This window comes from Bradyrhizobium sp. Ken64 (genome assembly GCF_055807555.1).
This window is the reverse complement of sequence record NZ_JBVVPA010000023.1, coordinates 48,079-74,277: the sequence shown is the minus strand read 5'-3', so window position 1 is coordinate 74,277 and position 26,199 is coordinate 48,079. Positions and strand designations below refer to the sequence as shown.

The 26,199-nt window shown below is 64.9% G+C and carries 24 protein-coding genes and 1 tRNA gene; 7 read left to right on the top strand and 18 right to left on the bottom strand.

Annotated features, from left to right (window positions below; translation table 11 throughout):
* Positions 1–98 precede the first annotated feature (98 nt).
* Genes AC0L2F_RS29595 through AC0L2F_RS29580 form a run of 4 tightly spaced genes read right to left on the bottom strand, consistent with a single transcriptional unit; the run spans position 99 to position 4,612 of the window.
* Entirely contained in the window at positions 99–836 is a 738-nt protein-coding gene (locus AC0L2F_RS29595) for an amino acid ABC transporter ATP-binding protein (protein WP_007610215.1), read from the bottom strand.
* An 11-nt stretch (positions 837–847) separates the two neighbouring features.
* Positions 848–2,368 carry an amino acid ABC transporter permease gene (locus AC0L2F_RS29590; RefSeq protein ID WP_473250808.1) on the bottom strand — a complete coding sequence of 507 codons (1,521 nt, stop codon included), beginning with the start codon at positions 2,366–2,368 and terminating at the stop codon, positions 848–850.
* A complete protein-coding gene (locus AC0L2F_RS29585; RefSeq protein ID WP_007610213.1) occupies positions 2,365–3,570 on the bottom strand; it encodes an amino acid ABC transporter permease in 1,206 nt (401 codons plus the stop codon). The genes AC0L2F_RS29590 and AC0L2F_RS29585 overlap by 4 nt, the downstream gene beginning before the upstream one ends.
* A gap of 25 nt (positions 3,571–3,595) precedes the next feature.
* The gene (locus AC0L2F_RS29580; RefSeq protein WP_473250807.1) at positions 3,596–4,612 is read right to left on the bottom strand and encodes an amino acid ABC transporter substrate-binding protein; all 1,017 of its coding nucleotides are present in this window, start codon (positions 4,610–4,612) and stop codon (positions 3,596–3,598) included.
* 394 nt (positions 4,613–5,006) lie between these two features.
* Between AC0L2F_RS29580 and metC the strand changes: the two genes are divergently transcribed.
* Positions 5,007–6,191, top strand: coding sequence for a cystathionine beta-lyase (gene metC, locus AC0L2F_RS29575; protein WP_473250806.1), 1,185 nt, complete (start codon positions 5,007–5,009; stop codon positions 6,189–6,191).
* 155 nt (positions 6,192–6,346) lie between these two features.
* Entirely contained in the window at positions 6,347–8,038 is a 1,692-nt protein-coding gene (locus AC0L2F_RS29570) for a Na/Pi cotransporter family protein (protein WP_473250805.1), read from the top strand.
* A gap of 10 nt (positions 8,039–8,048) precedes the next feature.
* Here the strand turns inward: AC0L2F_RS29570 and AC0L2F_RS29565 are convergent, their stop codons facing one another.
* From AC0L2F_RS29565 to AC0L2F_RS29540, 6 genes are all read right to left on the bottom strand, one after another.
* Positions 8,049–8,387: a lipid-A-disaccharide synthase N-terminal domain-containing protein gene (locus AC0L2F_RS29565; protein ID WP_007591223.1), complete on the bottom strand. Its 339-nt coding sequence runs from the start codon at positions 8,385–8,387 to the stop codon at positions 8,049–8,051.
* Complete coding sequence (locus AC0L2F_RS29560) at positions 8,384–9,130, bottom strand: glycosyltransferase family 2 protein (RefSeq protein WP_473250804.1); 747 nt, start codon at positions 9,128–9,130, stop codon at positions 8,384–8,386. Before AC0L2F_RS29560 ends, AC0L2F_RS29565 begins: the two co-directional genes overlap by 4 nt.
* 63 nt (positions 9,131–9,193) lie before the next feature.
* Positions 9,194–10,039, bottom strand: a complete 846-nt coding sequence (locus AC0L2F_RS29555) for a phosphatase PAP2 family protein (protein ID WP_473250803.1) — start codon at positions 10,037–10,039, stop codon at positions 9,194–9,196.
* Position 10,040: 1 nt separating this feature from the next.
* The gene (locus tag AC0L2F_RS29550; protein WP_473250802.1) at positions 10,041–11,783 is read right to left on the bottom strand and encodes an ArnT family glycosyltransferase; all 1,743 of its coding nucleotides are present in this window, start codon (positions 11,781–11,783) and stop codon (positions 10,041–10,043) included.
* A gap of 50 nt (positions 11,784–11,833) precedes the next feature.
* Complete coding sequence (gene pbpC, locus AC0L2F_RS29545) at positions 11,834–13,942, bottom strand: penicillin-binding protein 1C (protein WP_473250801.1); 2,109 nt, start codon at positions 13,940–13,942, stop codon at positions 11,834–11,836.
* A gap of 122 nt (positions 13,943–14,064) precedes the next feature.
* Positions 14,065–19,269 carry an alpha-2-macroglobulin family protein gene (locus AC0L2F_RS29540; RefSeq protein WP_473250800.1) on the bottom strand — a complete coding sequence of 1,735 codons (5,205 nt, stop codon included), beginning with the start codon at positions 19,267–19,269 and terminating at the stop codon, positions 14,065–14,067.
* Between the two features lie 403 nt (positions 19,270–19,672).
* On the opposite strand from AC0L2F_RS29540, the gene AC0L2F_RS29535 reads away from it, so the two are divergent.
* Together AC0L2F_RS29535 and AC0L2F_RS29530 are read left to right on the top strand one after the other, a co-directional pair.
* A tRNA-Arg gene (locus AC0L2F_RS29535) sits at positions 19,673–19,749 on the top strand.
* Between the two features lie 158 nt (positions 19,750–19,907).
* Complete coding sequence (locus AC0L2F_RS29530) at positions 19,908–20,150, top strand: hypothetical protein (protein ID WP_473250799.1); 243 nt, start codon at positions 19,908–19,910, stop codon at positions 20,148–20,150.
* 63 nt (positions 20,151–20,213) lie between these two features.
* Here AC0L2F_RS29530 and AC0L2F_RS29525 read toward each other — a convergent pair whose 3' ends face one another.
* Together AC0L2F_RS29525 and AC0L2F_RS29520 are read right to left on the bottom strand one after the other, a co-directional pair.
* Complete coding sequence (locus AC0L2F_RS29525; RefSeq protein WP_231170941.1) at positions 20,214–20,531, bottom strand: hypothetical protein; 318 nt, start codon at positions 20,529–20,531, stop codon at positions 20,214–20,216.
* Between the two features lie 63 nt (positions 20,532–20,594).
* On the bottom strand, positions 20,595–21,878 hold the full coding sequence (locus tag AC0L2F_RS29520; protein ID WP_473250798.1) for a hypothetical protein: 1,284 nt from the start codon (positions 21,876–21,878) through the stop codon (positions 20,595–20,597).
* A gap of 140 nt (positions 21,879–22,018) precedes the next feature.
* Here AC0L2F_RS29520 and AC0L2F_RS29515 point away from each other — a divergent pair, with 140 nt between their 5' ends.
* Positions 22,019–22,237: a DUF2171 domain-containing protein gene (locus AC0L2F_RS29515; protein ID WP_473250797.1), complete on the top strand. Its 219-nt coding sequence runs from the start codon at positions 22,019–22,021 to the stop codon at positions 22,235–22,237.
* 126 nt (positions 22,238–22,363) lie between these two features.
* Here the strand turns inward: AC0L2F_RS29515 and AC0L2F_RS29510 are convergent, their stop codons facing one another.
* The gene (locus tag AC0L2F_RS29510) at positions 22,364–22,582 is read right to left on the bottom strand and encodes a hypothetical protein (protein WP_473250796.1); all 219 of its coding nucleotides are present in this window, start codon (positions 22,580–22,582) and stop codon (positions 22,364–22,366) included.
* Between the two features lie 252 nt (positions 22,583–22,834).
* Entirely contained in the window at positions 22,835–22,984 is a 150-nt protein-coding gene (locus AC0L2F_RS29505; protein ID WP_167552267.1) for a hypothetical protein, read from the bottom strand.
* 246 nt (positions 22,985–23,230) lie between these two features.
* Here AC0L2F_RS29505 and AC0L2F_RS29500 point away from each other — a divergent pair, with 246 nt between their 5' ends.
* Positions 23,231–23,392, top strand: coding sequence for a hypothetical protein (locus AC0L2F_RS29500; protein ID WP_007610185.1), 162 nt, complete (start codon positions 23,231–23,233; stop codon positions 23,390–23,392).
* Between the two features lie 112 nt (positions 23,393–23,504).
* On the opposite strand, the gene AC0L2F_RS29495 is transcribed toward AC0L2F_RS29500, so the two are convergent.
* The 3 genes from AC0L2F_RS29495 to AC0L2F_RS29485 all read right to left on the bottom strand — a co-directional run bounded on the left by AC0L2F_RS29495 (position 23,505) and on the right by AC0L2F_RS29485 (position 25,063).
* The gene (locus AC0L2F_RS29495) at positions 23,505–24,305 is read right to left on the bottom strand and encodes a hypothetical protein (protein ID WP_473250795.1); all 801 of its coding nucleotides are present in this window, start codon (positions 24,303–24,305) and stop codon (positions 23,505–23,507) included.
* Positions 24,306–24,489: 184 nt separating this feature from the next.
* Positions 24,490–24,750 carry a hypothetical protein gene (locus AC0L2F_RS29490; RefSeq protein WP_473250794.1) on the bottom strand — a complete coding sequence of 87 codons (261 nt, stop codon included), beginning with the start codon at positions 24,748–24,750 and terminating at the stop codon, positions 24,490–24,492.
* Positions 24,751–24,826: 76 nt separating this feature from the next.
* Positions 24,827–25,063, bottom strand: coding sequence for a hypothetical protein (locus AC0L2F_RS29485; RefSeq protein WP_007610180.1), 237 nt, complete (start codon positions 25,061–25,063; stop codon positions 24,827–24,829).
* A gap of 268 nt (positions 25,064–25,331) precedes the next feature.
* On the opposite strand from AC0L2F_RS29485, the gene AC0L2F_RS29480 reads away from it, so the two are divergent.
* Positions 25,332–25,679: a DUF6481 family protein gene (locus AC0L2F_RS29480; protein WP_473250793.1), complete on the top strand. Its 348-nt coding sequence runs from the start codon at positions 25,332–25,334 to the stop codon at positions 25,677–25,679.
* Positions 25,680–25,817: 138 nt separating this feature from the next.
* Here AC0L2F_RS29480 and AC0L2F_RS29475 read toward each other — a convergent pair whose 3' ends face one another.
* Complete coding sequence (locus tag AC0L2F_RS29475; RefSeq protein ID WP_007610178.1) at positions 25,818–26,060, bottom strand: pentapeptide MXKDX repeat protein; 243 nt, start codon at positions 26,058–26,060, stop codon at positions 25,818–25,820.
* Positions 26,061–26,199 lie beyond the last annotated feature (139 nt).

The following is a 26,199-nucleotide window of genomic DNA, read 5'->3' as shown; positions in this document are numbered from 1 at the left end:
TCTCTCTCCGGACTATGGCCCGAAAAGAGACTGGCCGATTCGCATGGTGCCAAGCTGGCGGGTCGGTTAGACCAGCGACGCCACAGGATTGCAGGTGCTCAGCGCAGGATCTGGCTCAGGAATAGTTTTGTGCGGGCGTGCTGCGGGGCCGCGAAGAACTCGTTGGGCGTGTTGGCTTCGATGATCTGGCCCGCGTCCATGAAAACCACGCGGTTGGCGACCTCGCGGGCAAAGCCCATCTCGTGGGTGACGACCAGCATCGTCATGCCCTCCTCGGCGAGGTCGACCATGGTGTCCAGCACCTCCTTGACCATTTCAGGGTCGAGCGCCGAGGTCGGCTCGTCGAACAGCATCACCTTCGGGTTCATCGTCAGCGCGCGGGCGATCGCGACGCGCTGCTGCTGACCGCCGGACATCTGTCCCGGAAACTTGTTGGCCTGGTGCGGAATCTTGACCCGCTCCAGAAACTTCATCGCCGCCGCCTCGGCGTCCTTCTTGGGGATGTTGCGCACCCAGATCGGCGCCAGCGTGCAATTGTCCAGCACCGACAGATGCGGAAACAGGTTGAAGCTCTGGAACACCATGCCGACTTCGCGCCGCACCGCATCGACCTGCTTCAGGTTCGGCCCGAGCTCGATGCCGTCAACGACGATCTCGCCTTCCTGAAACTCCTCGAGCGCATTGATACAGCGGATCAGCGTCGACTTGCCCGACCCGGAGGGGCCGCAGATCACGATGCGCTCGCCCTTCTCGACCGTAAGGTCAATGTCGCGCAGCACGTGAAACTCGCCGTACCATTTGTTCAGGCCGGAAATCTTGACGATGGGGTCGGACATGGTGACCTCGATCAATTGCGGCGGTGAGCGTTGAGGCGGTGCTCGACGAAGAGCGAGTAGCGTGACATTCCAAAGCAGAACATGAAGTAGATGATCCCGGCGAACGCGAACCCGGTAAACGCGGTCGACGGCGACGACCATTTCGGATCCGAGAACGACGCCCGCAGCGAGCCCAGCAGATCGAACAGCGCCACGATCGAGACCAGCGAAGTGTCCTTGAACAGCGAGATGAAGCTGTTGACGAGGTTCGGAATGACGTGGCGCAGGGCCTGCGGCAGCACGATCAGCGAGGTCGTCTTCCACCAGGACAACCCCAACGCCGCGGCCGCCTCGCCCTGCCCGCGCGGGATCGCAGCCAGCCCGCCGCGGACGTTCTCGGCCTGATAGGCGCCCGTGAACAACGAGATTCCAATCAGCGCACGCACCAACCCGTCGACCGTGAAATTGCCCGGCAGAAACAGCGGCAGCATGTAGGTGGCGAAGAACAGCACGGTGATCAGCGGCACGCCGCGCCAGAACTCGATGAAGGCGATCGAGAAGATCCGGATCAGCGGAATGGTCGAGCGGCGGCCAAGCGCCAGCGCAATGCCGATCGGCAGCGAGGTGACGATGCCGGTAACGGAGACCACCAGCGTCACCAGAAGTCCGCCCCAAAGGTTCGTCTGCACGATCGGCAGTCCGCCGTGATCGAGCCCCATCAGCTTGATCACAATTGCGATGGCGACGAAGGTGGCGATGCTGGACGTCAGGGCCCGCCCGCCGGTGCGGAGGCCGCCGCCGAGAACGAAGGCGATCAGCGAGACGACCGCGGCGGTGATGACGAAATCGGCCCAGACCGACTGGCCCGTCCCCTGCAGCTGGTCACGCAGCCAGGTCAGCGGAAAGATCAGCCAGTAAATCGCGGTCCCCACGAGCACGATGACATTGCCGACGGCCCACAACAGCGGTGCGGCAGCGGACGTCTTGCCGAGACTTAGCAGAGCCTGCCCGGCGCCGATGATGCTGTCGTCGAACAATTGCAGCAGGTCAGCGGTCCAGCTCAGGCCAAATCCCTTGATGCCGCCGCCATGCAGCAGGAAGAATGCAACCACTGGAAACGCAAAGAAGAACAGGCCTGCGTTCAAGCCTTTCGACGGCAGCCGTGGAATCAGCAATGGCACCAACAGGACCACTGACAGGACGAGCGTGAGGTTGACCCGCCAGCGTTCGGCTTCCGGGTAGAAGCCGTAGATCAGCTGCGGCAGCTTGGCCTGGATGTAGGGCCAGCAGGCGCCGACCGCAAAGCCGGCGTTCTCGGCGAGACAGGCCGTGCGATCCTTGCCGGTCCAGACTGCATCGACCATCAGGAATCTGACGGAAGGAATGATGGTGAACCACAGCAGCAAGGCGCCAACGATCGTGAGCAGGATGTTGGTCGGCGAGTTGAACAGGCGCGTCCGCACCAGGCCGATGAAGCCCGTGGTCTTCACCGGCGCGGGACGCTCATCGAGAAGATCCTGGCGGACGAAGCTGGACGAGGTGATATCGCTCATGCGCCGAGACTCCGGCTGATGCGCCAACCGTAGACGCTCATGACGGCGCTGGTGATCAGCGAGATCAGGAGATAAACGCCCATCGTCATGGCGATGATCTCGATGGCCTGCCCGGTCTGGCTCAGCGACGTGCCGGCGAACACGGATACGAGGTCAGGATAGCCGATCGCCACGGCCAGCGACGAATTCTTGGTGAGATTGAGGTACTGATTGGTCAGTGGCGGAACGATGACGCGCATCGCCTGCGGCACGACCACCAGGCGGAGCGTGGTGCCGCGGCTCAGGCCCAGTGACGCCCCCGCCTCCATCTGCCCGCTATGGACGGAGAGGATGCCCGCGCGCACGATCTCGGCGATGAAGGCAGCCGTATAGGTCGACAAGGCCAACGTGAGCGCCACGAACTCCGGGATTATCCGCGACCCACCGGCGAAATTGAAGCCCTTGAGCTGCGGCAGCTCGAAGCTGAAGGGCAGACCCGCTACCAGCATGGTGATAAGGGGCAGTCCGAACAGCAGGCCCAGCACATAGGGCCAGATCCGGATCATGTGACCCCGCTGGAACAGCGCCCGGCGCGCATGGATGCGCAATGCGACCGAAGCCACGATGCCGAACGCCAGCACCGCAAGGAACGCCTCGAAGCCGCTCTCGCCGATCGGGCGGGGAATGACGAGACCGCGATTGCTGACGAAGGCGATGCCGAGCAGCGAAATGCTCTGTCGTGGATTGGGTAAGGCCGCAAGCACCGCCAAGTACCAGAACAGGATCTGGAACAGCACCGGCAGGTTGCGGATGATCTCGACATAGATTTCGCCAATGCGCGCGAGCAGCCAGTTGGGTGACAGCCGGCACAGCGCGACAATGAAGCCGATCACCGTGGCAAAGACGATGCCCACCACCGAGACCACGAGCGTGTTGAGGAGCCCGACCAGAAACACGCGCAGGAACGTGTCCGAGCCGGTATAAGAGATCAGCGTCTGGTTGACGTCAAAACCGGCGTTGTTCGCGAGGAAGCCGAAGCCGGCGGCAATGTGCTGGTTCTCGAGGTTGGCGCGGGCGTTGGAGACGATTTCATAGGCAATCCAGCCCAGGATCGCCGCGAAGGCAAACTGGACGGCGATGCCGTTCCAGCCTGTCTTGCCACCCAGAACGCGCCTGATCTTCAGCGCGATCTGGGGCGGGGGTTTGCGGGCCTCGATGCTCATCGCCGCGAGCGCGGGTCAGGCGGGGTCAGCGGATCGGCGGCGCGTATTGGAGACCGCCCTTGTTCCAGAGATTGTTGAGACCTCGACTGATGCCGAGCGGCGAGCCCGCGCCGACGTTGCGGTCGAACACTTCGCCGTAATTGCCGACGGCCTTCACGATACGCGCCACCCAATCCTTGCTCAGGCCGAGCTGTTCACCGAAATTGCCGTCGGTACCCAGGACGCGCTTCAGCTCCGGATTTTCCTGTTTCGTCTTCTCGTCGACGTTCTTCGCGGTCACGCCGAGCTCTTCGGTGGTGATCAGGGCAAACAGCGTCCATTTCACGATGTCGAACCATTGGTCGTCGCCGTGGCGCACCATCGGTCCGAGCGGCTCCTTCGAGATGATTTCCGGGAGCACCATGTGATCGCCGGGATTGGCAAGCTTCAGGCGGTTGGCGTACAGGCCCGACTGGTCGGTGGTGAAGACGTCGCAGCGCCCGGCCTCGTAGGCCTTGACCGTTTCGTCGTTGGTGCCGAACGCGATCACCTCGTACTTCATGTTGTTGGCCTTGAAGTAGTCGGCGAGATTCTGCTCGGTGGTGGTGCCGGTCTGGACGCAGACCGAGGCGCTGTTGAGCTCGAGCGCGGAGTTCACCTTGAGCGACTTCTTCACCATGAAGCCCTGCCCGTCATAATAGGTCACGCCGGTGAAGTTGGCGCCGAGCGAGGTGTCGCGTGAGATGGTCCAGGTGGTGTTGCGCGACAGCACGTCGACTTCGCCGGATTGCAGCGCCGTGAAGCGGTCCTTGGCGGAGAGCGGCACGAACTTGACCTTGGTCGGATCGTTGAAGATCGCCCCGGCGATCGCGCGGCAGACGTCGACGTCAAGTCCGGTCCAGTTGCCCTTGTCGTCGGGCGAGGAGAAGCCGGGCAGGCCCTGACTGACACCGCAGGACAGCATGCCCCGGTCCTTAACGGTCTTGAGCGTTTGCGCATCGGCGGCTTGGGCAGTCAGGCCGGCGGCGAGAGCGAGAGTGAGAGCCAGGGTTATGCGTTTCATGGGCTTTGGGCCTTTCAAAGTCGTCTCAAGGTCAGGAACGTTGTCTTTGCGATCGTCTCTGCCGGGGCTAGCCGTATCAAGGCCAGCCTTGCAAGAGTCATGCTGGAAAACCTTGCCGATCACCCGCCGATCCCGGGAGGCCCTACCTTAATCCCCGCCGAAAGCGCCCGCCGTTACGGCTGTGGCGCATGGTCCGGTCAAGCGATGGATCGAAGGTCGCGGCAGGCCCCTCAACATGCGGCGACTAAATAGCACCTGCGATAACAGAACGACTGGCGTGCCGGGTCAAGGGGTTGACGGGACTCTTCTGTGTTCTGTTATTAACGACAGCGGCCTTTCGGCCAGCCCGCGGGCGCAGCGCGCCTGATGGAAACGCGCTTTTGAAAGCAGACGCATGGATTCCTCAGACCCCTCCGAGCAGCACGCCGAGACCCGGCTGGTCACCTCCGGCCGCGACACCAAGGCGCAGAAGGGGTTCGTCAACCCGCCCGTCTTCCACGGCTCGACCGTGCTCTATCCGACCGCCGAGGCCCTGCACGCCCATCGCGGCGAGTTCACCTATGGCCGCCACGGTTCCCCCACCACCAAGGCCTTCCAGGAGACCCTGATGGCGCTCGAGGGGCCGCAATGCGCCGGCGTCGGGATCGTACCGTCGGGGCTGTCGGCGATCTCCACCACCCTGCTCTCGGTGCTGAAGGCCGGCGACCACATCCTGGTCTGCGACAACGTCTATCGGCCCTCGCGCAATTTCTGCAACGGCATGCTCACCCGCTACGGCGTCGAGACCACCTACTTCGATCCGATGATCGGCGCCGGCATCGACAAGCTGTTCAGGCCCAACACGAGCGCCGTACTGGTCGAGGCGCCCGGCTCGCAGTCGTTCGAGATGCCCGACATCCGCGCCATTGCCAAGGTCGCGCATGCGCGCGGCGCGCTCGTCATCGACGACAACACCTGGGCGACGCCGCTCTATCACCGCTCGCTCGAACAGGGCGTCGACATCAGCATGCAGGCCGCTACTAAATATATCGGCGGCCATTCCGACATCATGTTCGGCACCATCTCGGCCAATGCCAAGGCCTGGCCGCAGATCGCCGAAGGTATCCGCCTGCTCGGCGTCTGCGCCGGTCCCGATGACGTCTTCCTCGCGCTGCGCGGCCTGCGCACGCTGTCGGTGCGCCTCGCGCAGCATCATCGTTCTGGCCTCGACATGGCGCTCTGGCTCGCCGGCCGGCCCGAGGTCGCGCGCGTGCTGCATCCGGGGCTCGAGACCGATCCGGGTCATGCGATCTGGAAGCGCGACTTCACGGGCGCGTCGGGCCTGTTCAGCATCGTCTTGAAGCCGGCGCCGCAGAAGGCGGTCGACACCATGCTCGACACGCTCAAACTGTTCGGCATGGGCTTCTCCTGGGGTGGCTTCGAGAGCCTTGCGATTCCTTTCGACTGCGACGGCTATCGCACCGCGACCAAGTGGGCGCCGGGCGGCCCGACGCTGCGTCTGCATATCGGGCTCGAAAGCGTCGACGACCTCAAGGCCGACCTCGATCGCGGCTTCGCTGCCCTCAAGGCAGCAATGTGAGCCTACTCGCAAGGCACCGCGCCTGCGGACGCGCCAACGCGCGCCGCAGGAACGCGTGGCCGCTGCAAACGTTGACGCGGCTGCGCCAACAAATGGTTTGAACCTCAAGCATTTGGCGCTAGCCTCACCAATCGACTCCAATCCGGACACGGAGCATGGGAACGTTGGTACTGCTCGATCTGATGGGCGGCGTGGCGCTGTTGCTGTGGGGCCTGCACATGGTCCACAGCGGGATTCTGCGTGCCTTTGGCCCGGACCTGCGACGGCTGCTCGGCAAGGCGCTTGGAAACCGCTTCAACGCGTTCGCCGCCGGTCTCGGGCTGACGGCGCTGCTCCAGAGCAGCACCGCGACCGCGCTGCTCACGAGCTCGTTCGCAGCCGAGGGCCTGCTCAGCCTGGTCACCGCGCTCGCCATCATGCTCGGCGCCAATGTCGGCACGACGTTGATCGTGCAGCTGCTGTCGTTCAACATCGCCGCTGTGGCGCCGGTCCTGTTCGTGCTCGGACTGGTCGCCTTCCGCGCCGGTCCGCGCTCGCGGATCAAGGATGTCGGCCGCGTCTTGATCGGCCTCGGACTGATGCTGCTGTCCCTGCACATCCTGCTCGACACGCTGGCGCCGGCCGAGAACGCACCGGGCGTCCGAGTCATGATGTCCTCCATCACGGGCGATCCCATTCTGTGCATCGTGATCGCAGCGCTCGTCACCTGGGCGGTGCATTCGAGCGTTGCCAGCGTGCTGCTGATCATGTCGCTCGCCTATTCGCAGTTCATCTCGCCTTACGCGGCGCTCGCATTGGTGCTTGGCGCCAATCTCGGCAGCGCCATCAATCCCGTATTCGAAGGCGCCAAGCGTGACGATCCCGCCAGCTATCGCCTGCCGGTGGGCAATCTCGTCAACCGCGTGATCGGGATCGCCCTGGTCCTGCCCTTCCTGGGCTCGATCGCCGAACACATGCACGCCTGGCAGCCTGATCTGGCCAGGATGACGGCGGCGTTTCATATCGCCTTCAACGTCGGCACGGCCATTATCTTCATCGGCCTGCTCGACACCATGTCGCGCCTGTTGACCCGGCTCCTGCCCGATCGTGTTCAGGAGGCCGATCCGGCCCGGCCGCGCTATCTCGACGAGACCGCGCTGGAATCGCCGTCGCTCGCGCTGGCCGATGCCGGCCGCGAAACCCTGCGCATGGGCGATCTCGTCGAGATCATGCTGCGCAAGGTGATGGCGGCGATGATGAGCGGCGACCGTGCGCTGGTCGACCAGGTCTCGAAGATGGACAACATCGTCGACGGCCTCGACGAAGCCATCAAGCTCTACGTGACCAAACTCATGCGGGGCAGCCTCGACGAAAGCGAGGGCCGGCGCGCCATGGAGATCATCTCCTTCGCCATCAATCTGGAACATATCGGCGACATCATCGACAAGAGTCTGAGCGAGCTGGCGACCAAGAAGATCAAGCGCCGCTTTCAGTTCTCGCCCGAGGGTGCCGAGGAGCTCGCCGCCTTCCACAAGCGCACGATGGATTCGCTGCGCATCGCCTTCGGTGTCTTCATGTCGGGCGACGCCAACGAGGCGCGCAAGCTGCTGGTCGAGAAGACGGCGCTGCGCAACACCGAGCTTGCCGCCGTCGAGCGCCACCTCGATCGCCTGCGCGAGGGCCGCCCCGAGACCATCGAAACCACGTCGCTGCATCTGGACGTGCTGCGGGACCTGCGCCGCATCCACTCGCATATCTGCTCCGTCGCCTATCCCGTGCTCGACGCGGTCGGCGAGCCCCATCGCAGGCACGAAGCGGAGACCGCCGCCCTGCCCGCAACAGGCGCGGCGTCAGCGCTGCCGCGCTAGTCGCCTTGGATCAGCGCTCCAGCGTCTTTGACGCGCGGCCGCGGTTCTTCACGATCAGCATGATGTTGCGGATATAGATGATGGTCGCGAGCGCCTGGCCGAGGATGATGACAGGCTCGCGCTTGACGACGCCGTAGACCAGCGTCATCAGCCCGCCGCCCATCGAGCAGAACCAGAACGCCATCGGCACCACGCTGTTGCCGGCGCGCTCGCTCGCGATCCACTGCACCAGGAAGCGCGCCGTGAAGAACAGCTGCGCGACGAGGCCGAACGCGAGCCAGAAGTCGAACTTGGCCACGAAGACGTCGTAGAAATAATTGCTCAGCGCCTGACCGTATTGGATGATCATGCCGTCACCTCAGTCACATCCGGCGTCGGCTTCTTGCGGCGGATCAGCCACCACACGCCGACGAGATCCATGATGCCGATCCACAGCCGGTCGAAGAAGCCGTAGTTTGAGACGCCGGAGCGGCGCGGCCGGTCGATCACGTCGACATAGGCGATCTCGTAGCCCTCGCGGCGCACCAGTGCCGGCAGGAAGCGATGCAGCCCGTCGAAATAGGGCATCATCAGGAATACCTCGCGCCGGAACGCCTTCAGACCGCAGCCGGTGTCGCGCGTACCGTCCTTCAGGATCGCGTTGCGGACGCCGTTGGCCACGCGCGACTGGAATTTCTTGAAGCCGGTATCCTTGCGGCCGACGCGTTGTCCGGCCGCAAGTCCGACCTTGCTTCCGTTCTCGACGGCCGAAATCAAGTCCGGCAGGAAAGCCGGATTGTTCTGGCCGTCGCCGTCGAGCGTCGCCACGATCGCGCCGCGTGCCGCACGCACGCCGCTGCGCACGGCCGCGGATTGGCCGCCTGATTTGGCGTGGCGCAGCTGGCGCAGATTGTCCCGCTGCTTCAAGACCGCGCCGAGCCGCTCGCCGGTCGCGTCCGTCGAACCGTCATTGACGTAGATGATCTCATAGGCCCAGCGGCCGTCGAGCGCCGCGCCGATCTCCTCGATCAGCGGCACGATGTTGTCGGCTTCGTTGCGCACGGGAACGACGATGGAAACCGAGGGCTGGAAAACCGAAGGCTGGGACGACAAATCGAAGCTCGTGGTTGGAATGGGCTTGGCTCGGGAACCGGCGGTCCCGGCAGGCAGCCGCTTTTATGGGGCGGATGCCCCGTGGGCAACCCTTTTGAGGCGGCCCGAGACCGCCCCCGCAAGAGGCACAATGGTGCCGTCGGCACGGATGGCAAAGCCGAGCCTGCGGGCCGCGAACCAGTAGCGTACCGCCATGGCTCCGACCATGCCGACCAGGGCGCCGGCCACCACGTCACTCGGGTGGTGCGCAAGCAGCACCAGGCGCGTCAGCAGGATCACGATCGCGTAAGTGAACATGAACACACGCAGGCGCGGCCACAGCGCCGAGACCGCAAACGCCAGCGCGAACGCCGTCACCGCATGCCCCGACGGCAGGCTGGCATAGGCCCCGGTCCCCTCGAACGGGATGAAGTTGAAGGGATTGGCCTTGCCGCCGACGAACGGACGTCCTCGGCCGATGAGATATTTCAGGATCTCGGCGACGATTACGGGCACGGCAACAGACAGAAACATGAACTGCAGCCGCGTGCCGAGGCCGAGCAGCAACGCGCGGCTTGTGCCGTGCAGTCCCGCCGCAACCAGCGCCAGCACCACCAGCACGCCCCCGAGCACCGAGAGCACATACTCGTCCTTGCCGAAATCGGTGAGGATGCGGATCGGCCACAGGCCCGGCGTGCCACGCGCCGGCATCAGCTGGATCTCGGTCAGGTCGAACACGACCATCAGCGCGATGACCAGGGCTGCACCTGCCGCACTGAGCCACAGCGAATGCCGCGCCAGCTTTCGCGCGGCCTCGGCGCGGCGCGAATGCGAGGGCGAGCGCACGATCTGTGCCAGGGCGCGCCCCGACAACGTGAGCAATTGCGCGGGATAGCTCGCGCGCGGCGCGATGTCGGATGGTGCCGACATCCTACTCGGTGCCTTCCGAGCGGAAGATCGAGATCGAGATCGCACGCCCTTGCGAGAAATTGTAGCCGTCGATGCGGGTACCAACCTTGTAGCGCAGCCCGATCGCCTCGGCGCGCTGCACGAAGCCACGCTCCGAACGCTGCTCGATCAGCGCGAAACGGCAGCTCCCTTGCCGCAGGAAATCCGCGGCACCCGAACCGTCGGTGAGCACTGTCTGCGTACCCGTCAGGAAGACGAGGCTCGGCTCGTGATAGCCGGCCGCGGCCGCCTTCGGGCCGACGCAGGTGACGTTGCGAAGCGCGCGTGCGATCTCGATGCTCGGAAACAGCGGCGTCAGCGACGGCAGCAGGATGCCGTAGACCGTCACCGCAAGCATCAGGGCTGCGACCAGCGCGTTGAGCAGCGAGCGCTCGGCGTGATTGTTGTCGTGAAGCCACCAGGCGAACAGGCCGAAAATCAGCGAGGCCGCAATGAACGGCCAGGCCACGAAAGCAGGCTGCCGCGTCAGCATCACCGCGCCGACGACCGCGATGATCGAGCCGCCAACGGGGATCGCGAACCACCAAGCCGAGCCGCGCATCAGCCAAGACCAGGACAGCACCCGCCGCTCGAGCGCGCCCGCGGTGAGGATCGCGATCGCAGGGTACAGCGGCAGCACGTAATGCGGCAGCTTGGTCAGCACCACCTCGAACACGATCCAGGATGGGACCAGCCACGCCAGCAGGAATTGCGCGCCGGGCTCGCGCCGCGCGCGCCAGACCGCCGGCGCGGCCATCGCCGCGAGCGGCGCGCCGGGCCAGAACGTGATCCAGAACAGCACCAGGTACAGTCCGGGCGGCGCGCCGTGAGATTCCTGAGCGCCCAACTTGCTCAGCATGTCGCCGCCGACGGAATCGGCGAAGAACGCATCGCCCGCGCGCCAGAAGATCGCGACGAACCAGGGCAGCACCAGCACCAGCATCCACATCAGGCCCCAGAGCGGTCGCAGCTTCCATAGCCAGGAGGCATCGCGGTCCTGGATCGCGAGCGCGACGATGGTCAGGCCTGCGAACATCAGGATCAGCGGGCCCTTGATCAGGATGCCGACAGCGAGAGCCGTCCAGAAGATCGCGGGCCAGCTCCAGGGCGGATGCGTCTCGTCCTCGGCGCGCTGCCAGGACAGATAAGCCCGCGCCATCGCGCCCATCGCGGCGACCACGCAGAACAGCAGCATGGCGTCGGTCTTGGCAAGCCGCGCCTCGACGCCGAGCAGCACGGAGGCGCACAACAGAAGTGCCGCAAGCACCGCGGCGCGCCGCGTGACGAAGCCGAGCGCCGTCCAATAGGTCATGAGCACTGCGCCGATCGCGCCGATCAGCGACGGGAGCCGGTAGACCCAGATGCGCAGTTCGGTCCGCGGCAGACCGAGCGCCGATGCCGTCTCGACCGCGGCCGATTGCAGCCAGTAGATGCCGACCGGCTTCTTGTAGCGGACGTCTTCCTGGAAGCGGATGTCGACATAATCGCCGCTCTCGACCATCTGCTTGGTGGCCTGCGCAAAGCGCGCCTCGTCGCGATCGACCGGCGGAATCGTGAAGAAGCCCGGCAGGAATAGCAGCAGCGCGCACAGCAGCAGGAAGGCGACCGCGCGGACGTCGTTGGCCGTGGCGATGTCGAACATGGACACGAGCCGGCTGCCCGGATTCACCGGGGATTTCGGCTCGCGGGGAGCTCCAAAACGGGGTGTTGGGTAGGTCTCGGCCATCGGTTCCGCTTACGCTGAAACCGCCATCGCCACAACCGCTTGAGGCAGGGTCACTGAATTCGAATGACAACTGTGTCCGCGGCGCCCGTGGCGTCGATGACGGTCAGCCGCGCAAAGCCGGGACCGGGCGGATCGATCAGCCGCTGGCGTCGTCCGTCGATCTCACCCTGCGCCGTTCCGTTAACCATGACCGTCATGGGCAGGACGCCGCCGGCGACTTTGACCGGCATGGCTGCGCCCCCTTCGCCACCTGAGCGATCGACGTCGATCCGCGAGCCGTTCAGCGGAAACTGAATGTGCAGAGCCTGCTCGCCCCCGGTCCGCACCAGATCCCCGACCGGGCGGAACCGCCTCAAGGGCAATGGCAGCTTGGCGTTGCTGGCAACGAGAGTTCCTTTCGGCGGCTTCGGCAACGGCAGGAGCGTCTTGCCGGTGCGGGCGAAGGCGTCGAACAGGATCGGCGCGGCGGCGACACGCCCGATCAGGCCCGGAACCGGCGCGCCATCGGGCCGGCCGACCCAGACGCCGATAGTCATGCGCCCGTCAAAGCCCATCGACCAGGCGTCGCGGTAGCCATAGGAGGTGCCGGTCTTGAAGGCGATGCGGTTGTGGGCCGCGTTCTCCGGCGGCGGGGTGCCGAGCAGCACATTGCCGACCTGCCAGGCCGCGACCTGATCGAGCAGCCGCAGCGGCTCGCGGTCGTCCCTGTCGCTCATGATCTCGCGCAACGGCATGGTGGTGCCGAGCCGGGCGAAGCCCGCATAGAGCTGGGCGAGGTCCTGCAGCGTCACGCCGACGCCGCCAAGGCCCATGGCAAGTCCGGGCGCCTCGTCCTTGGGCAGCACCAGATTGCCACCAGCCTGGCGCAGCCGCGAGGCCAGCCGGCTCGCGCCGACGCGGTCGAGCAGGACGATCGCGGGCACGTTCAGCGACAGCTGCAGCGCCTTCTTCACCGGCACCGTGCCCTGGAACGTCATGTCGAAATTTTCCGGCGCGTAGGAGCCGAAGCGCACGGGCCGATCGTCGATCAGACTGTCGGGGTGAACGAAGCCGTCCTCGAAGGCGAGCCCGTAGATGAACGGTTTCAGCGTCGAGCCCGGCGAGCGGACCGCGCGGGTCATGTCGACCTGCCCTGCCCGGCGCTCGTCGAAATAATCCGCCGAGCCGACGCGCGCGAGCACGTCGCCGCTCTCATTGTCGACGACGATGATGCCGACCGAGATGTTCGGTCCCAGCGCAATGGCACGGTCGCGCGCCAGCGGCTCCAGCACCTTCTGCAGGTTGGCATCGAGCGTCAGCTTGATGACGGGCGCGTCCTTGACCGTCGCAAGCGCCGCATCGGAGGCGTGCGGCGCCAGGATCGGCATCGGCTTGCGCAGTTTCGGCACGGGAACGGCTTTGGCCTGCTTGGCATCATCGAGGCTGATCTGTTGCTCCTCGACCATGCGGTCGAGCACGCGATCACGCGCTTTGCGCGCCGCATCGGGATGGCGATCGAGCCTGCGGGTCTCCGGGGATTGCGGCAGCGCGACCAGCAACGCGGCTTCAGCCAGCGACAACCGCTTCGGCTCCTTGCCGAGATAGGCGATCGAGGCGGCGCGAATGCCTTCGAGGTTGCCTCCGTAAGGCGCGAGCGCCAGATAGAGATCGAGGATCTGCTCCTTGCTCAAGCTGCGCTCGATCTCGATCGCACGCACCATCTGCCGTAACTTTGCATAGAGCGAGCGCTGCCGCCGCGGCTCCATCAGCCGCGCGAGCTGCATCGAGATGGTCGAGCCGCCCGAGACGATGTGGCCCCGCGTCCCAAGCTGAAACGCAGCGCGCCCCAGCGCCAGCGGGTCGATGCCGTCGTGTGCGTAAAAGCGCTGGTCCTCATAGGCGAGCAGCAGCTTCAGATAGGTCGGATCGACGTTCGCTTTTGTCTCCACCGGCAGCCGCCAGCGTCCATCCGCCATCGCATAGGCGCGCAGCAGCTTGCCGTTGCGATCGACGACGGTGGTGGAGACCTGGCGGGCTTCGTCGAAAGGCAACGGACCGAGGGAGTAAACCCAGCCGACGAAGCCGACGATAGCGAGGATGAGCGAGAGTGCGAGCGCGCGGAGGACATGCAGGCCCCCGCCCCTTGCTCCGTCATGGCCCGGCTTGTCCCGGCCATCCACGTTCTTGCCTCTCGCACCAAAGTCCGTGGATGCCCGGGACATCTGAGCGAAGACGCGCTTCGCGCTTTTGCCCGGGCATGACGGCGGAGCATGTGGCTCCTTGTCGCTCATCCCATCACTACTCACTTCGCCGCCCGCACCTCAACCGTGCCCGTCCCCGTGCGGCCGTAGCGCGAGGGATTGTACATGTCCTCGACATAGGCCTGCGGCAGCACGTATTTGCCGGGCGAGACCACACGCACGACATAGGCCACCGTGAAGACCGCCTTGGAATCCGAGGCCCGGTCGACGGCCGCCGTGAAGCGGTCGTCGCGGAACTCGGTATCTTCAGGCTCTTCGCCATCCTCGATCCAGCCCAGCGTGCCGCTGTCGCCCGACGACACCAGTTTTGGATTGTCGATCTCCAGGCCGGCCGGCAGATAGTCGGACACCATGATGTGGCCGTACTCCGGCTTGGCCTCGGTGATCTTCAGCACCACGGCGAACCGGTCGTTCTGCTTGACCTTGCTGATATCGGCGGGCTTGCCGTCGAGCGTGAAGAAATTGCGCTCGATCTTGAAGCCGTTCGATGCCGCGGGCTCCGGCGTCACCGGCGAGCCCGACACCGAGACCACCGCCTGCACCGGCGCATCGCCGGTGTTGGTGATCTTCAACGGCTTGCCCTCCAGGGTCGCGGCCTTGTAGCTGCGGTACAGCGCGGTCTTGACCGGCTGGCCGTCGACCTCCATCGACAGGTTCTCCTTGGCGAGCGCGCGCGCCGCCAGCACCAGCCAGGCATTCTCCTGCGTGGAGGTGTAGGGCGTCAGCCCGCGCGCGGTCTCGACCCGCGACACCGCCTGCGTCAGCGTCGCCTTCGGCGCATTGCCTTCGCTGGCAAGCGATACCAGCGCTGCGGCATCGCGGAGCTGCGAGCCGTAGTCGGTGCGGCCGAACTCCAGCACGGGTTTTGGCGCAAGGCTGTCGAGCGCTGCGCCGTAGACCCGCTCCGCGCGGTTGCGGTCACCGACCAGCGCGAGCGCGGCCGCGAGCTGCGACTTCGCGATGGGAGTTGCGAGGTTGGAGAGCTTGGTGTCGGCGAGATAGCGGAGGTCGCCGATCGGCGCCGCGCCGTTCCGCGCGAGCACGTAGAGGCCGTAAGCAAGATCGCGGCCGCCGTCCTTCTCCGGCTCGTTGCCGTTGACGACGGAGTTGCGGATACGATCCAGCGCGGTCTTGAACAGCACATCCGGCACCACAAATCCCTTTTCGCGGGCGCGGGTCAGGAAGTCCGTCACATACGCGTCGAGCCAGGCGTCGTCACCGCCTGCCGACCACAGGCCGAACGAGCCGTTCGAGCCCTGGCGCGCCAAGAGCCGCTCGATGGCGTCGCGGATGCGCTGGTCGACCTCGGTGTCCATGGCCAGATGCGCGCCGGCCGCGAGATCGTTGACATAGAGCAGCGGCATGGCGCGGCTGGTGATCTGCTCCGAGCAGCCATAGGGATAGCGGTCGAGCGCTTTGAGGATCGTCGCCGCATCGAGCGCAGTCGACAGGCTGGCCGAGACCGAGACGCTACCGGTGCCCGGCACGAGATCGGCGAACATATCCGAGGTCAACGTCAGGCTCTCACCCTTCGCGAGCGTCCGGATCGAGCGTCGCGCCAGGACTTGCGTCGCCGCCTTGACGTCGAGCGCATAATGGCGCGCCAGCGCCAGGCCGTTCGGCCCCCTGATGTCGACGTCGAGCGTCGCCTGCCCCGCCGCCGTCGCGTCGATGGCGAGCGTGAACGAATTGCGCTGCTTGGCGGCGAGCTTGACCGTGGTCGCGGGATTGCCGGACATCTTCACCGGCCCGCCCGTCTTCACATTGATGACGTAATCGCCGGCCTGGCCCTCGACATTGTCGATCTCGAGATTGACCGTGCCGTGGTCCCCATTGAGCAGGAAGCGCGGCAGGGTTGTGGTCAGGACCACGGGATCGCGGATCACGACGTCGGTGTTGGCGCGGCCGAGCTTGGTCGCGGTCCACGCCACCGCCATGACGCGCGCGGTGCCGGCGAACTCCGGAATGTCGAAGCTCACTTCCGCTGTGCCGTCGGCGGCAACGGTGACGATGCCCGAATAGAGCGCGAGCGGCTTTTGCGCGGGCGGCGAGCCCTGGAGCTCGGCGGCACCGGCGTCGCCGCCGGACTTGATCTGCCCGCGCGTGCCCGACATGCCGTCGATGAGTTGCCCATAGAGATCGCGGATCTCCGCGCTCAGGCGGCGCTGGCCGAGATAATAGTCGTCCGGTGCCGGCGGCTTATAATTGGTGAGGTTGAGGATGCCGACGTCGACCGCGGCGATCACGATCTTGGCGTCTTCGCCCGGATTGAGCCCGTCGAGCTTGACCGGGATCTTCAACATTGCATTCGGCCGGATCAGTGCCGGCGGCGTCAGCTTCACCTGGAGCGTGCGGGTCTGCTTGTCGATACCGAACCATTTGAGTCCGATGGCCCGGCCCGGCATGCGTTGCGCGGTCGCATCGAGCGGCCGGCGCAGCGTCGCCACCACATAGGCGCCGGTGCCCCAGTCCTTGCCGACCGGGAACTTCACCTGCGCGGTGCCTTCCTTGACGTCGATGGTCTGCGTCGTCAGCAGGCGATCGCCGAGCACGTTGACGGTCAGCTTGCCGGCGCTGCGGACGTTGACCGACACGGTCATGGTGTCGCCCGAGGCGTATTGCGGCTTGTCGATCGATGTCTCCAGAAGGTCCGGCGTGTCGGCGCTGCCGTCGGAATACCAGCCGACGTCGAACTGTACCGAGGTCACGGGTCCGTCGGCGTCGTTCGACTTCACGTCCAACCGGTAGCGGCCGGGCTTTGGGGTCAACGAAATCCGCGACGGCTTGTCCGCGGCGACGGTCACGTCGCCGTCAGAGACGCGCGAGGTCGATTTGACCGGCTCGTACTCCCAGTAATTGCTCTGGCGATACCATTGGTAGCGCGACTCCATCTTCAGGAGCTCGTAGCGCAGGCCGTCGCGGCGAAGCCTCTCACCCTCGGGCGAGACGAACACGACATCGAACTCGGCCTTGTCACCCTCGGCGACGTTCTTGTCGCCGAACAGCGGCTTGATACCGATCATGGCGGCAGCAGGCGCGACCGGCAGCACGATCTTACGCTCCACGGCGCGGCCGCCAGTCTCGACCATGCGGACGAAGATTTGCGCCTCCTGCGGCCGCGTCGAGGCCGGCTGCTTGTCGAGCGTGACCGGGAAGGTCGCAACGCCATTGGCGTCAGCTTCCGGCAGGTTTTCCAGCGGCGTGCGCTCGTTTGAGGTGGTCTCCTCGTCGGCGACGCCGAACTGGTAACCGGCGAAACCCGGTCGCTCGGACGCGGGCGCGACCAGCATGTCGCCTTCGAGCGCCAGCCCCGAGGCCGGCGCGCCATAGAGGAAATGGCCGTCCGCCTTAAGCTCCACTGGAGCGTTAGCTTTGATCAGCTTGTCCTTGGCGGACAAGTCGAATTCGATCCGATCAGGGACGTAGTCCTCGACCATGAAGGTGGTCTCGCCGACCGAAGAGCCCTTCGGATCGGTGAAGGCGCGCACCCGCCAGGTCCCGGTCGGGACGGCCGAGTTGAGCGGCACGGACAAGGTGCGCCCGCCGGCGCCCTGGTCGGCCAGCACGGCGCGGCGGTATTCGACGCCATCGGGGCGCTCGATCACCAGCGTCATCGGCCCGCCGGTGACGGCATTGCCCTGCCCGTCGCGCAACAGCGCGGTCAGATAGACGGTCTCGCTGGAGCGGTAGACGCCGCGCTCGGCATAGACGAAGGCATCGGCGCCCGCAGGCACGGCCCTGCCCGAAACGCCACGGTCCGACAGGTCGAAGGCGGAGGATTTGAGGCTGAGGAAGGCATAGTCGGCCTTCTCGCCGGTCACGGTGAGCATCGCCGGCGACAGGCCGCCCTCGCCGCGCGCAAGCCCCGCCTCGAACAGCAAGTGGCCGCTCTCATCGGTCTTGCGGGTGGCCAAAATCTCGTTGTTGCGCGCGACCAGCCGCACCTCGGCCTTGCCGACCGGATCGGTCGAGGCCAGCGAATTCACGAAGACATGGATGCCGTCATTGCCGGAATAGGCCGTGACGCCGAGATCGGAGACGATGAACCATTGGGTGGCAAGCTGGTAGTCGTCGTCCGAGCCCGGCCCCTTGGCCGCGGCCGTCATGACATAGACGCCGGGCTGGAGCTCGCCCAGCGCCTGGTCGACCGGGAACGCCGTGGTGACGTCCTGGTTCAACGTCATCGCGGTCGCAAGCTCGCCGGTCCAAACTTTGACGCCGCGCTCGCCGCCGAGATCGCTGAGCTGGTATTTCGACAGCGTCTTCTGGAAATCGCTGTCGACCACCGTGTTGATCAGATTGCGGTCGCCGATCCGGAAGACGTTGATGTTGACGGCTGGCGTGTTGACGCTGACGACGGGAATGCCGCGCTGGCCCGTCCTCGGCAGCACATAGGCGCGACTGGTGAAGCGCACGAATGGCTTGCGGTCGCGCACATAGACGTTGAACTCGGCCGATTTCGGCAGGCCTTCCTTCACGGTGGACGGCAGGCCGGCGCGCAGATTGATGTTGTAGCGCTCGCCGTGCTTCAGCCCATCGACGCAGAGCTGCTTGCCCTCGGCCGACAAAGCCGGCTTGTCCTGGCCCGCCAGCGCGAGGTACGGCGCGAAATCGGTGCGTTTTGCCAGCTCCTCCGAGAACTGGAAGCAGGCGCGTGGACTGGCGGAGTCCGAGTCCACGGTGTAGTCGAGCAGTCGAAAACCGTGCTCGTCGCGCATCTTCTCATATTGGCCGCGGACATCGGCGACCTCGCGCATGTCGAGGGACAGCCGCAGCGCATCCAGCGCCGGCCGCCACAGCTTGCGTTCGGACAGCGATTTGCCGAGCACCGCGAGCGCGTCGGCCTCCTCGCCCGCGTTGCCGGCGCGCTGGTAGGCGATGTAGGCGGCGGTCGAGGCGCGCTCCAGCAGGAACGTCTGCTCGCTCGAGCTCTTCGGCGATATCTGGAAGATGACTTTCGCCAAGCGCAGCCAGTTGCCGGCGTCCTCCGGTGCGGTCGCCGCGATCTGGCCGAGCACCGACAGGCCGGTGCGATAGTCGTTGCGCCGGAAGGCGGCGTCAGCATCGGTGCGCAAGCTCGCGCCGGTCTTGGCGACCGGCCCCGCCTCGCCCTTGATCTGCGCCTCCAGCTTGATCGCGGAATCGGCGAGATCGTCGCGCTTGAAGGCTTTGTCGGCGGCCTGCGCTACGCTAAGGCCGAACGCCAGCGTGGCGCAGAGTGCGACGGCGCGAACAAGACCGATCATGGATGGACTCCCGGAAATCGCGGACGAACGCCGCTTCTCGCATGAAATGCGCGGAAAGGTGACGGACTCAAGGCGATGGAACCAAAGGTGCAAATCGTCGCATTCGCCATGACAAGGCAGGCCCAGAGGAGACCGATCAAGCTATTGCCGCGCACGCCGTCCTGATGGCGCAGCAATACCCGACCAGTCGTCCGGCGGCCGTGTCCCGGAAGCTTTCCAGCGTTCCCGGCGATGTGATCCATCGTCCAGTCCGCTGCCGCTCAACCCGGCACCCTGACACCCCACCGTTCCGCTTTGTCGCGGCTCCGGGGAAAACGGTTCGGTTCAGGCTTGGCGAAAGACGATATTTTTCATAATGGCATGGTAGATGAACAGCCGGCCCCCAACCAAGGCGGCTCAAGACGGTCCCGTAGCTCAACTGGATAGAGCATCAGATTTCTACTCTGAGGGTTGCAGGTTCGATTCCTGCCGGGATCGCCATTTTCAGTCTAAAGCGTTGATCGTGGGTCCAGTCTACGATGCGCGCCTGCAGAATCCACCGTCCTTCACGAACGCGTGGGTCGCCTCGGTCCGGGCTTTGATCCGGGCAAGCGAGCCCTATCTATCCGCCGAGCGACGTGCGCCCGATAAGGACTTCGATGCCACTATCCGACTTGACGAGAATGGCTATCGCATCTGCGGTGGCGATTGTGGCAATATCGTTCCTGGCAGTTGACGCGGGAATCGTGAACTCCGGCGTCATCGCTAAGCCCATCGCGACGGCGCGGGCTTCCATCGCGGAGGCGGCGGCCAGCCAGCATCAACTCGCCTTCGCCGTTCAGGCATGGACGCGTCGCGGCCACCAGAAGCCGGCCCTGGAAGAATGCCTGGCGATCGATTGAACCAGCGCAGTTTGTCGCCGCTCTCGTCTCGCGGATGTGTGCGCAACGTAGCAATCATGTTTGTTACAGGCCATTATTCCCCCGGATGAAGATCGTCCAAATCCAGCCGAACAGTGCGCTCAATGCGGCGACCGATGCGGCGATTGCCGCGGTCCGAGTCCACCAGATCTGCCGCTCGTGCCGTTCGATATCCGCCTCGGATTTTTGATTATCTTTCCAGTTCAGCCATTCCTGGGCGAACCCGATCGTCATGACGGGCGCGGTTCCGATCGCAATCGCTCCTGCGGATGCCGCGTCGGTCTGGGCTAGGCGCGCTCGGACGTTGGCTGCACCCGTCTTTTCAAGCACCGCAAGCCATTGCTGGGACTGTTCGTCTGACACATGCCACGTGCATTCCCTGTAAGGAAACGCTTTCGGTCGCTCTGTCATGGCCTTGCACCGTACTCACCCTTCAGTGTCGCCCTGATGTCGCGCCCACCACCCGGCAATCGCCGCCGCGAGATCCTTCCACGACTCGGTCGGCAGATCCGGCACCGCCACCCGGACGCTGTACCGATCAGTAGTCGCGTCGTGAAACCACTCGGTCGCCGCGAAATCGAAACCAAAACTGCCGGCGTGGCGAATGGGGAAGCCTTTGGCGTTCAGGTCGCGGCTCATGTCTTCGGCGGCCTGCCGCGCGGTCGCCTCATCGAGGGCGCGCCTGCCGCGAAGCGTGACATAGAGGCCGTGGGTGAAATGCAGCTCGGCCGAGAGCGAAGCGAGTTCGGAGGCAAAATATCGCGCCGTGTGGCGACCGTTGCGCAGGATCGCCGCGACGCGCCTTTTCGTCAGGGCCCAATAGACCTCTGAGCCCACGAATGGCGGGAAGTGCGCCGGCAACGCCGCGCCACCCAGAAGCCGGACGGCATTGCGGGTTTCCCCCGCCAGGCTTTCGGACAGCAACTGGCCTGCCTTGAGATCCTTCCGGCCCCAATGCACGAACACGGCAGAGCCGAGCCGGCCGTATTCCACCCCGAGCGAATCCAGCTTGTTGTGGCTTCGCACCAACACGACGGGAATGTCCCATTGCGCGGCCCATCTCAGGACGCGCCGGATGCGCCCCGATCTGCCGGCGAAACATGTCGTGTCGAAAATCAACAGGTCGAGCCCCGAACCGTCGCAACGCAAAGCCGCCTCGAACGCCCCGGCAGGAGCGCATGAATCCAGCAGGAGAAGCCGTGGCGAGGCTGCCTCAGCAAACGCTTCGTCCAGCTGTAGAGCGGCGGTGACAAGCCGCAAATCGGCAACGAGGCTCTCGATCAGCTCCAGTGTCTCGCCGTAGGTGCCCGGCAGCACCACGACGTCTGCCTTGCCGATGATCCGTGCGGACGCGAGCAGCAGCGCGGAGATCGCGGCCATGCCGGAGGCGGTATAGATCGCCTCGCTCCTGCAGCTGGGCTCGAGTTCATAGAACGAGGGACCGCGCACCTTGAGGTCCGCGCGCTGATAATCGTAGCTGAACGCGAAGGGACCGCTGGTGGGAGACGCCGCGTGCGACCAGGCCGTTTCCGTCGCCTTCCAGTCCTGCAGCGCATGCTCAGCACGTAGCGCGGCGGCGAGCTGAAATTTGCAGTCTACAACCTCGTCGACCGATTGCGGCCGAGCCAAATGCAGCGGGCTCCTCAGGCAATCGTTCAGCAGCCCGATTTCCCTGTGCTTTCGTTCGAGATAGGCCTCGGAGGTCTCCATGCGAATCTTGATGAGGATGGTCTTGGCAATTGCGACTGCCCTTCAACGTTCGGCGAACGCATTGGCTCCAAACAATCGGCCGCGCTCATCCTTGCAACGAAGACCGGTCCTCGCCGTTGACACTTCACAGGGAGAACATCATGAGCGAGATCAGAGAGCACATGAAGATCATCGGCAAGGACGGCGCACCTGTCGGCACTGTCGACCGCAACCGCATCAAGCTGACGCGGAAGGACAGCCCGGAAGGTCACAAGGACCATCATCATTACATTGATACGAAATATGTGGGTGCCGTCGAAGGCGACGTCGTGAAGCTTTCGGTCAATGCCGACGCGGTGCCGAGGTCGGAAGCAGCCTGAGCCAGCAAGTCGCCTCGGGGACTTTTTGTTTGTTCACGGTCCTGCTCCGCTTCGTTCCCCGAAACGAATCGCGATCGGAAGATCGTCGTCCGAACGAGTCTTAACGTAGCATTTCGGCGGCTCGCGTCAGGCGTCGAGCGTCACGAGCACGGGCCTCAACCGGTAGGCGTCGATTGCAGCGTTGGACAGCAGCAATTGTCGCCTTTCGCCACCCCGCATCATGCGGTCGATCCTGTTCAGGATGAATCGCGCCGCGTCCCTGCGCTCGCCGGTAAGCTGGCCGGATTGGTCGAGATATTTCCAGGCAATCTCGAAGGACTCTGCGCGCAACTCGGGATCGGTCATAGCAGCTCAACGCCGGCGGGGAACCGACGTTCCATCAGCACGACGGCCCTCGCCTGACCGCCCTTCATTGAGCTTGCGCGAAAAGAATTGAGGAGTGCGGAACGAGCCTGCGATCAGCGCGTTCGCTGTCAAGTGGTGCCGATTTGCCAGCCCCGATCGGCTCTCGAGAACCCCGTGCTCGTCCCCCGAGCACGGGGTTTTTCTGTGAATACGGGTATTGTCGAATACGGGTATTGTCGTAAGAGTGAGAGCTCAGTCCGTCCGCTCTTCCCGCCGGTCGCGGGCGAGTTGATGCCAGGCCAGGGCCAGCTCGATGAGACGTTGCCGGTCGGGGCCATCGGCCGCCACGGCGCGCTTCATCGCCGCCTCGGCTTCATGCTGTGGATCGTACTTGGTACACATGAAGCCAATTCTAGCCGGACGATCTGGACAAGCGCGTGGCAATTTCGTCCGTATGATTGCGGGGTTAATGCCTCCCGATACGGATTTGCGACGCGATCCAGCTCACGCATCTGGCGAACGACCCGCGCCGATTGTGGGCTTCATGCGTAACGATCTGTGAAGTGCGTCACAGCCGGCGCCCGGCGTCTCCGCTAAACAGTCCTCAGCGCTCCCAGAGAGCGAGAAGGCTTGGGAGATATTCCCGTCATGACGCAAGAAGCCGCAGCCGAAATTGCCGTCCCGACGCGACGCGAAAGATCCGACCCGCTCGGCATAGCTTATCTTGCGACCATCGGCATCGTGATGCTGGCCTGGATCGCAGGCCTGGTCTGGGCCGCGATCGCGTTCTTCAGCTGGCTGGTGTCCTGACGCGCGGGGCGATCGCCGTTGAATCAATTCCCGGCCAGCCGAAGGCCAACGCAAAAACGAAAAGAGGCGGACTTTTCGCCCGCCTCTTCGCTTCAGCTCTCGCCTGGAGCGCTCAGTAACACGCCCGGGGATCGGCCTGCACATACTGGCCGCTCGGATAGCGGTAGTAGCAATTGCCCTGGGCCAGATAGTAGCCGGGGCGCGAAGCAGCCGTCGCGCCGGCTATCGCCCCGGTGGCACCGCCGATCACAGCGCCTGCGGCCGCTCCCGAGGCGTTGCCCGATATCAGGCCGCCCAGCAGGCCGCCAACGATAGCGCCGCCGAGCGCGCTCGCACCGGGATCGGCCGGCGGCGGAGGCGGCGGCGGTTCGTAGGCGACGGGCGGGGCATAGGCCACGGGCACGTCGTCGTAATAATCCTCCGAGATGTAGGCCGGGGGTCCCTCCATCCGCTGCGGATAGTAATACCGCGCGCCGCCCACATCCCACCACCAGCCGGAGCGGCCGTTGTGGACTTCGTGGCGCCAGCGTCCGCCATCCCAGGCAAGATGGCCGCGATAGGCGTGTCCGCCCCAATCGCGCGCCGGCGCGGGACCCCTGGCGTAATTGCGTCCGGGCGGCGGACCGCCGGCATTGCGCGGCGCAGGACCTGCGAGAGCGGGATTTGGACCTGGACCTGCATGACCAGGACCGCCGGCGTGGGGCTGGCCGCCCGGCTGTGGCGCGGGCCGAGCAGCCTGCTGCGGCGGCGGCCCCTTTCGCATGTTCTGAGGCGGCGCGCCGGCGCCTGGCCCGGCCGATGGCTGGGCGGCGTCTCTCGGCGGTCTGGCGTCCTGAGCCTGCGCCGGGATGGCGAGCAACGACATCGCCGAAACCAAGGGAATGATGATCTTGATGCGACTGGACGCACTCATGCGTGCTTGCCCCCTACTTTCTCGATTGCCGTCAATGGCCGTGATGCCTGGCGCGATAGACGATTCGGCTCGCGCTGAGTTGATGCCGGCTGACATGACTGACCTGCTTTGGTCGGCCAAGTCCCGTTACAAATGATTAAGATCACGACATTTTTTCGTCGGCGCGGGCAGCGCACGAGTGCTTCTAGCGGGCCGGCTCGATCACATTGCAGTTGCTTCGCCCTGACATCAGGCAGTCCTGCATCTTGCTCGCGGAGGTGAGATCACGGGCGAGCCACCAGCCGACGCCGAGGATCACGATCGCGATGATCAAGCCGGCGATGGCGCCGCGGCGGTTGTCACCGGATTGAGGTTTTGGAGGGGATTTGGGCTTCGCGCCCGGTTCGGGCTCAGGTTCGGACTCGGCTCGGGACTCAGCTTGGGGCTTGGCTTCCAACTTGGACATGGCTGACCGATCACGGGGGCGAGCGGGCTTTATCACCTCTGCGGCGTGGCGTCACATCCCGCCCAGCTTCTCTGGGTTAGCCCCGGGTCGGCCGGATCGCATCCTTGCGCGAGGTCTCGACCGCCGGGATCGCCTGCTGGACCCGCGGTGAGCAGGTCGTGAGCACAAACGCGGTCTGGGTGCATTCCCAATCTGCACCCAGGACGGCACTTTCGATCGGCTGCGGCCCGGCGAGCAGCAGCGTGGCACCGGCCAGGGCTGCCACCGCGACAGCGATTGCGAGCGCCTTCAGGCTCAGTCTTGAGATCGTCATACCCGTGCTCCGCGTCTCATACCGGGGCGGACGCTAGGCACCGCCCTGGTGCCCCCGTATGAGGGACATCACAATTCGGCAGTTTTTCGGGGCTACGAGAGATCGTCGGGGGCGGCGATTTTCGTCTACCTGATCGGCTGCGATTATAGGTGGCATCACGGCGCGCGCCGATGTACACGCATCTGCGTCGCGCGGCGCCCGCTATGCCCAGCCGACGTACCAACAGGCAGTGATGTAGGATCGAAAGCGAGGATGACAAGGTTCGCCGATGAGTGGATTTAGGGAACCAGGCTTCTCCGACCGACAAAAGGCGGCACAGGAAGCACGCAAAAACCTTTTGAATAAATTCAAGTCGCAGCCGGGGCCGGATGATCCCGCGGTTGTGGCGAAGCGTGCGGAGCGCGAGGCCCTTGCGGCCAAGCGCGCCGAGGCAAAGGCTGCGCGCGAGACGGAAAAGGCCGAGCAGAAGCGCCTTCAAGAAGAGGCTGCCGCGCTCGAGGCCGCGCGGATCGCCCGCGAAGCCGAAGAATTCGTCGCGAAGGCGGCCGAAGCCGAAGCCGAGCAAAAGGCCAAGCGAGACGCCCGTTACGCCGCCCGCAAGGCGAAGCGCAAGTAGCGTTCGCAAGTCTAACGCTCGCAAGTCACGTTCAATTGAATTTGGACTGAAACAATATTCTGGGGGCGGTCTACGTGACCGCCCCCGGATTTTTGGCGCGCGCCTGCCTGTCGCAAGCGCTGCCTCGACGATGGAAGATCAGTGCTTCTTCATCATCCCGTCGTCTTTCTTCATCCCGTCCTTCGACATCGTGTCCTTCTTCATGCCGTCGTCCTTGGACATGGTGTCCTTCTTCATGCCGTCCTTGGACATCGTGTCCTTTTTCATCATGCCGTCATCCTTGCCCATCTTGTCCTGGGCAAAGGCAGCCGGCGACAGCGCGAGGCCGAGCGAGAGAATGGCCGCTGAAACGCCGAGCGCGATGCGGGTACGAATGGTCATGACTGGTCTTCCCTTCGAGATGAGGTTTGTCAGCGACGGACGCCGCTATCTGATCTCGACGGATTGCCACGGGGCGTTGTTACGCGGCCGCCGATAAATTTCTGCGCGCCCGCCGCCGTCCCTTGTTCGGCGGATACGG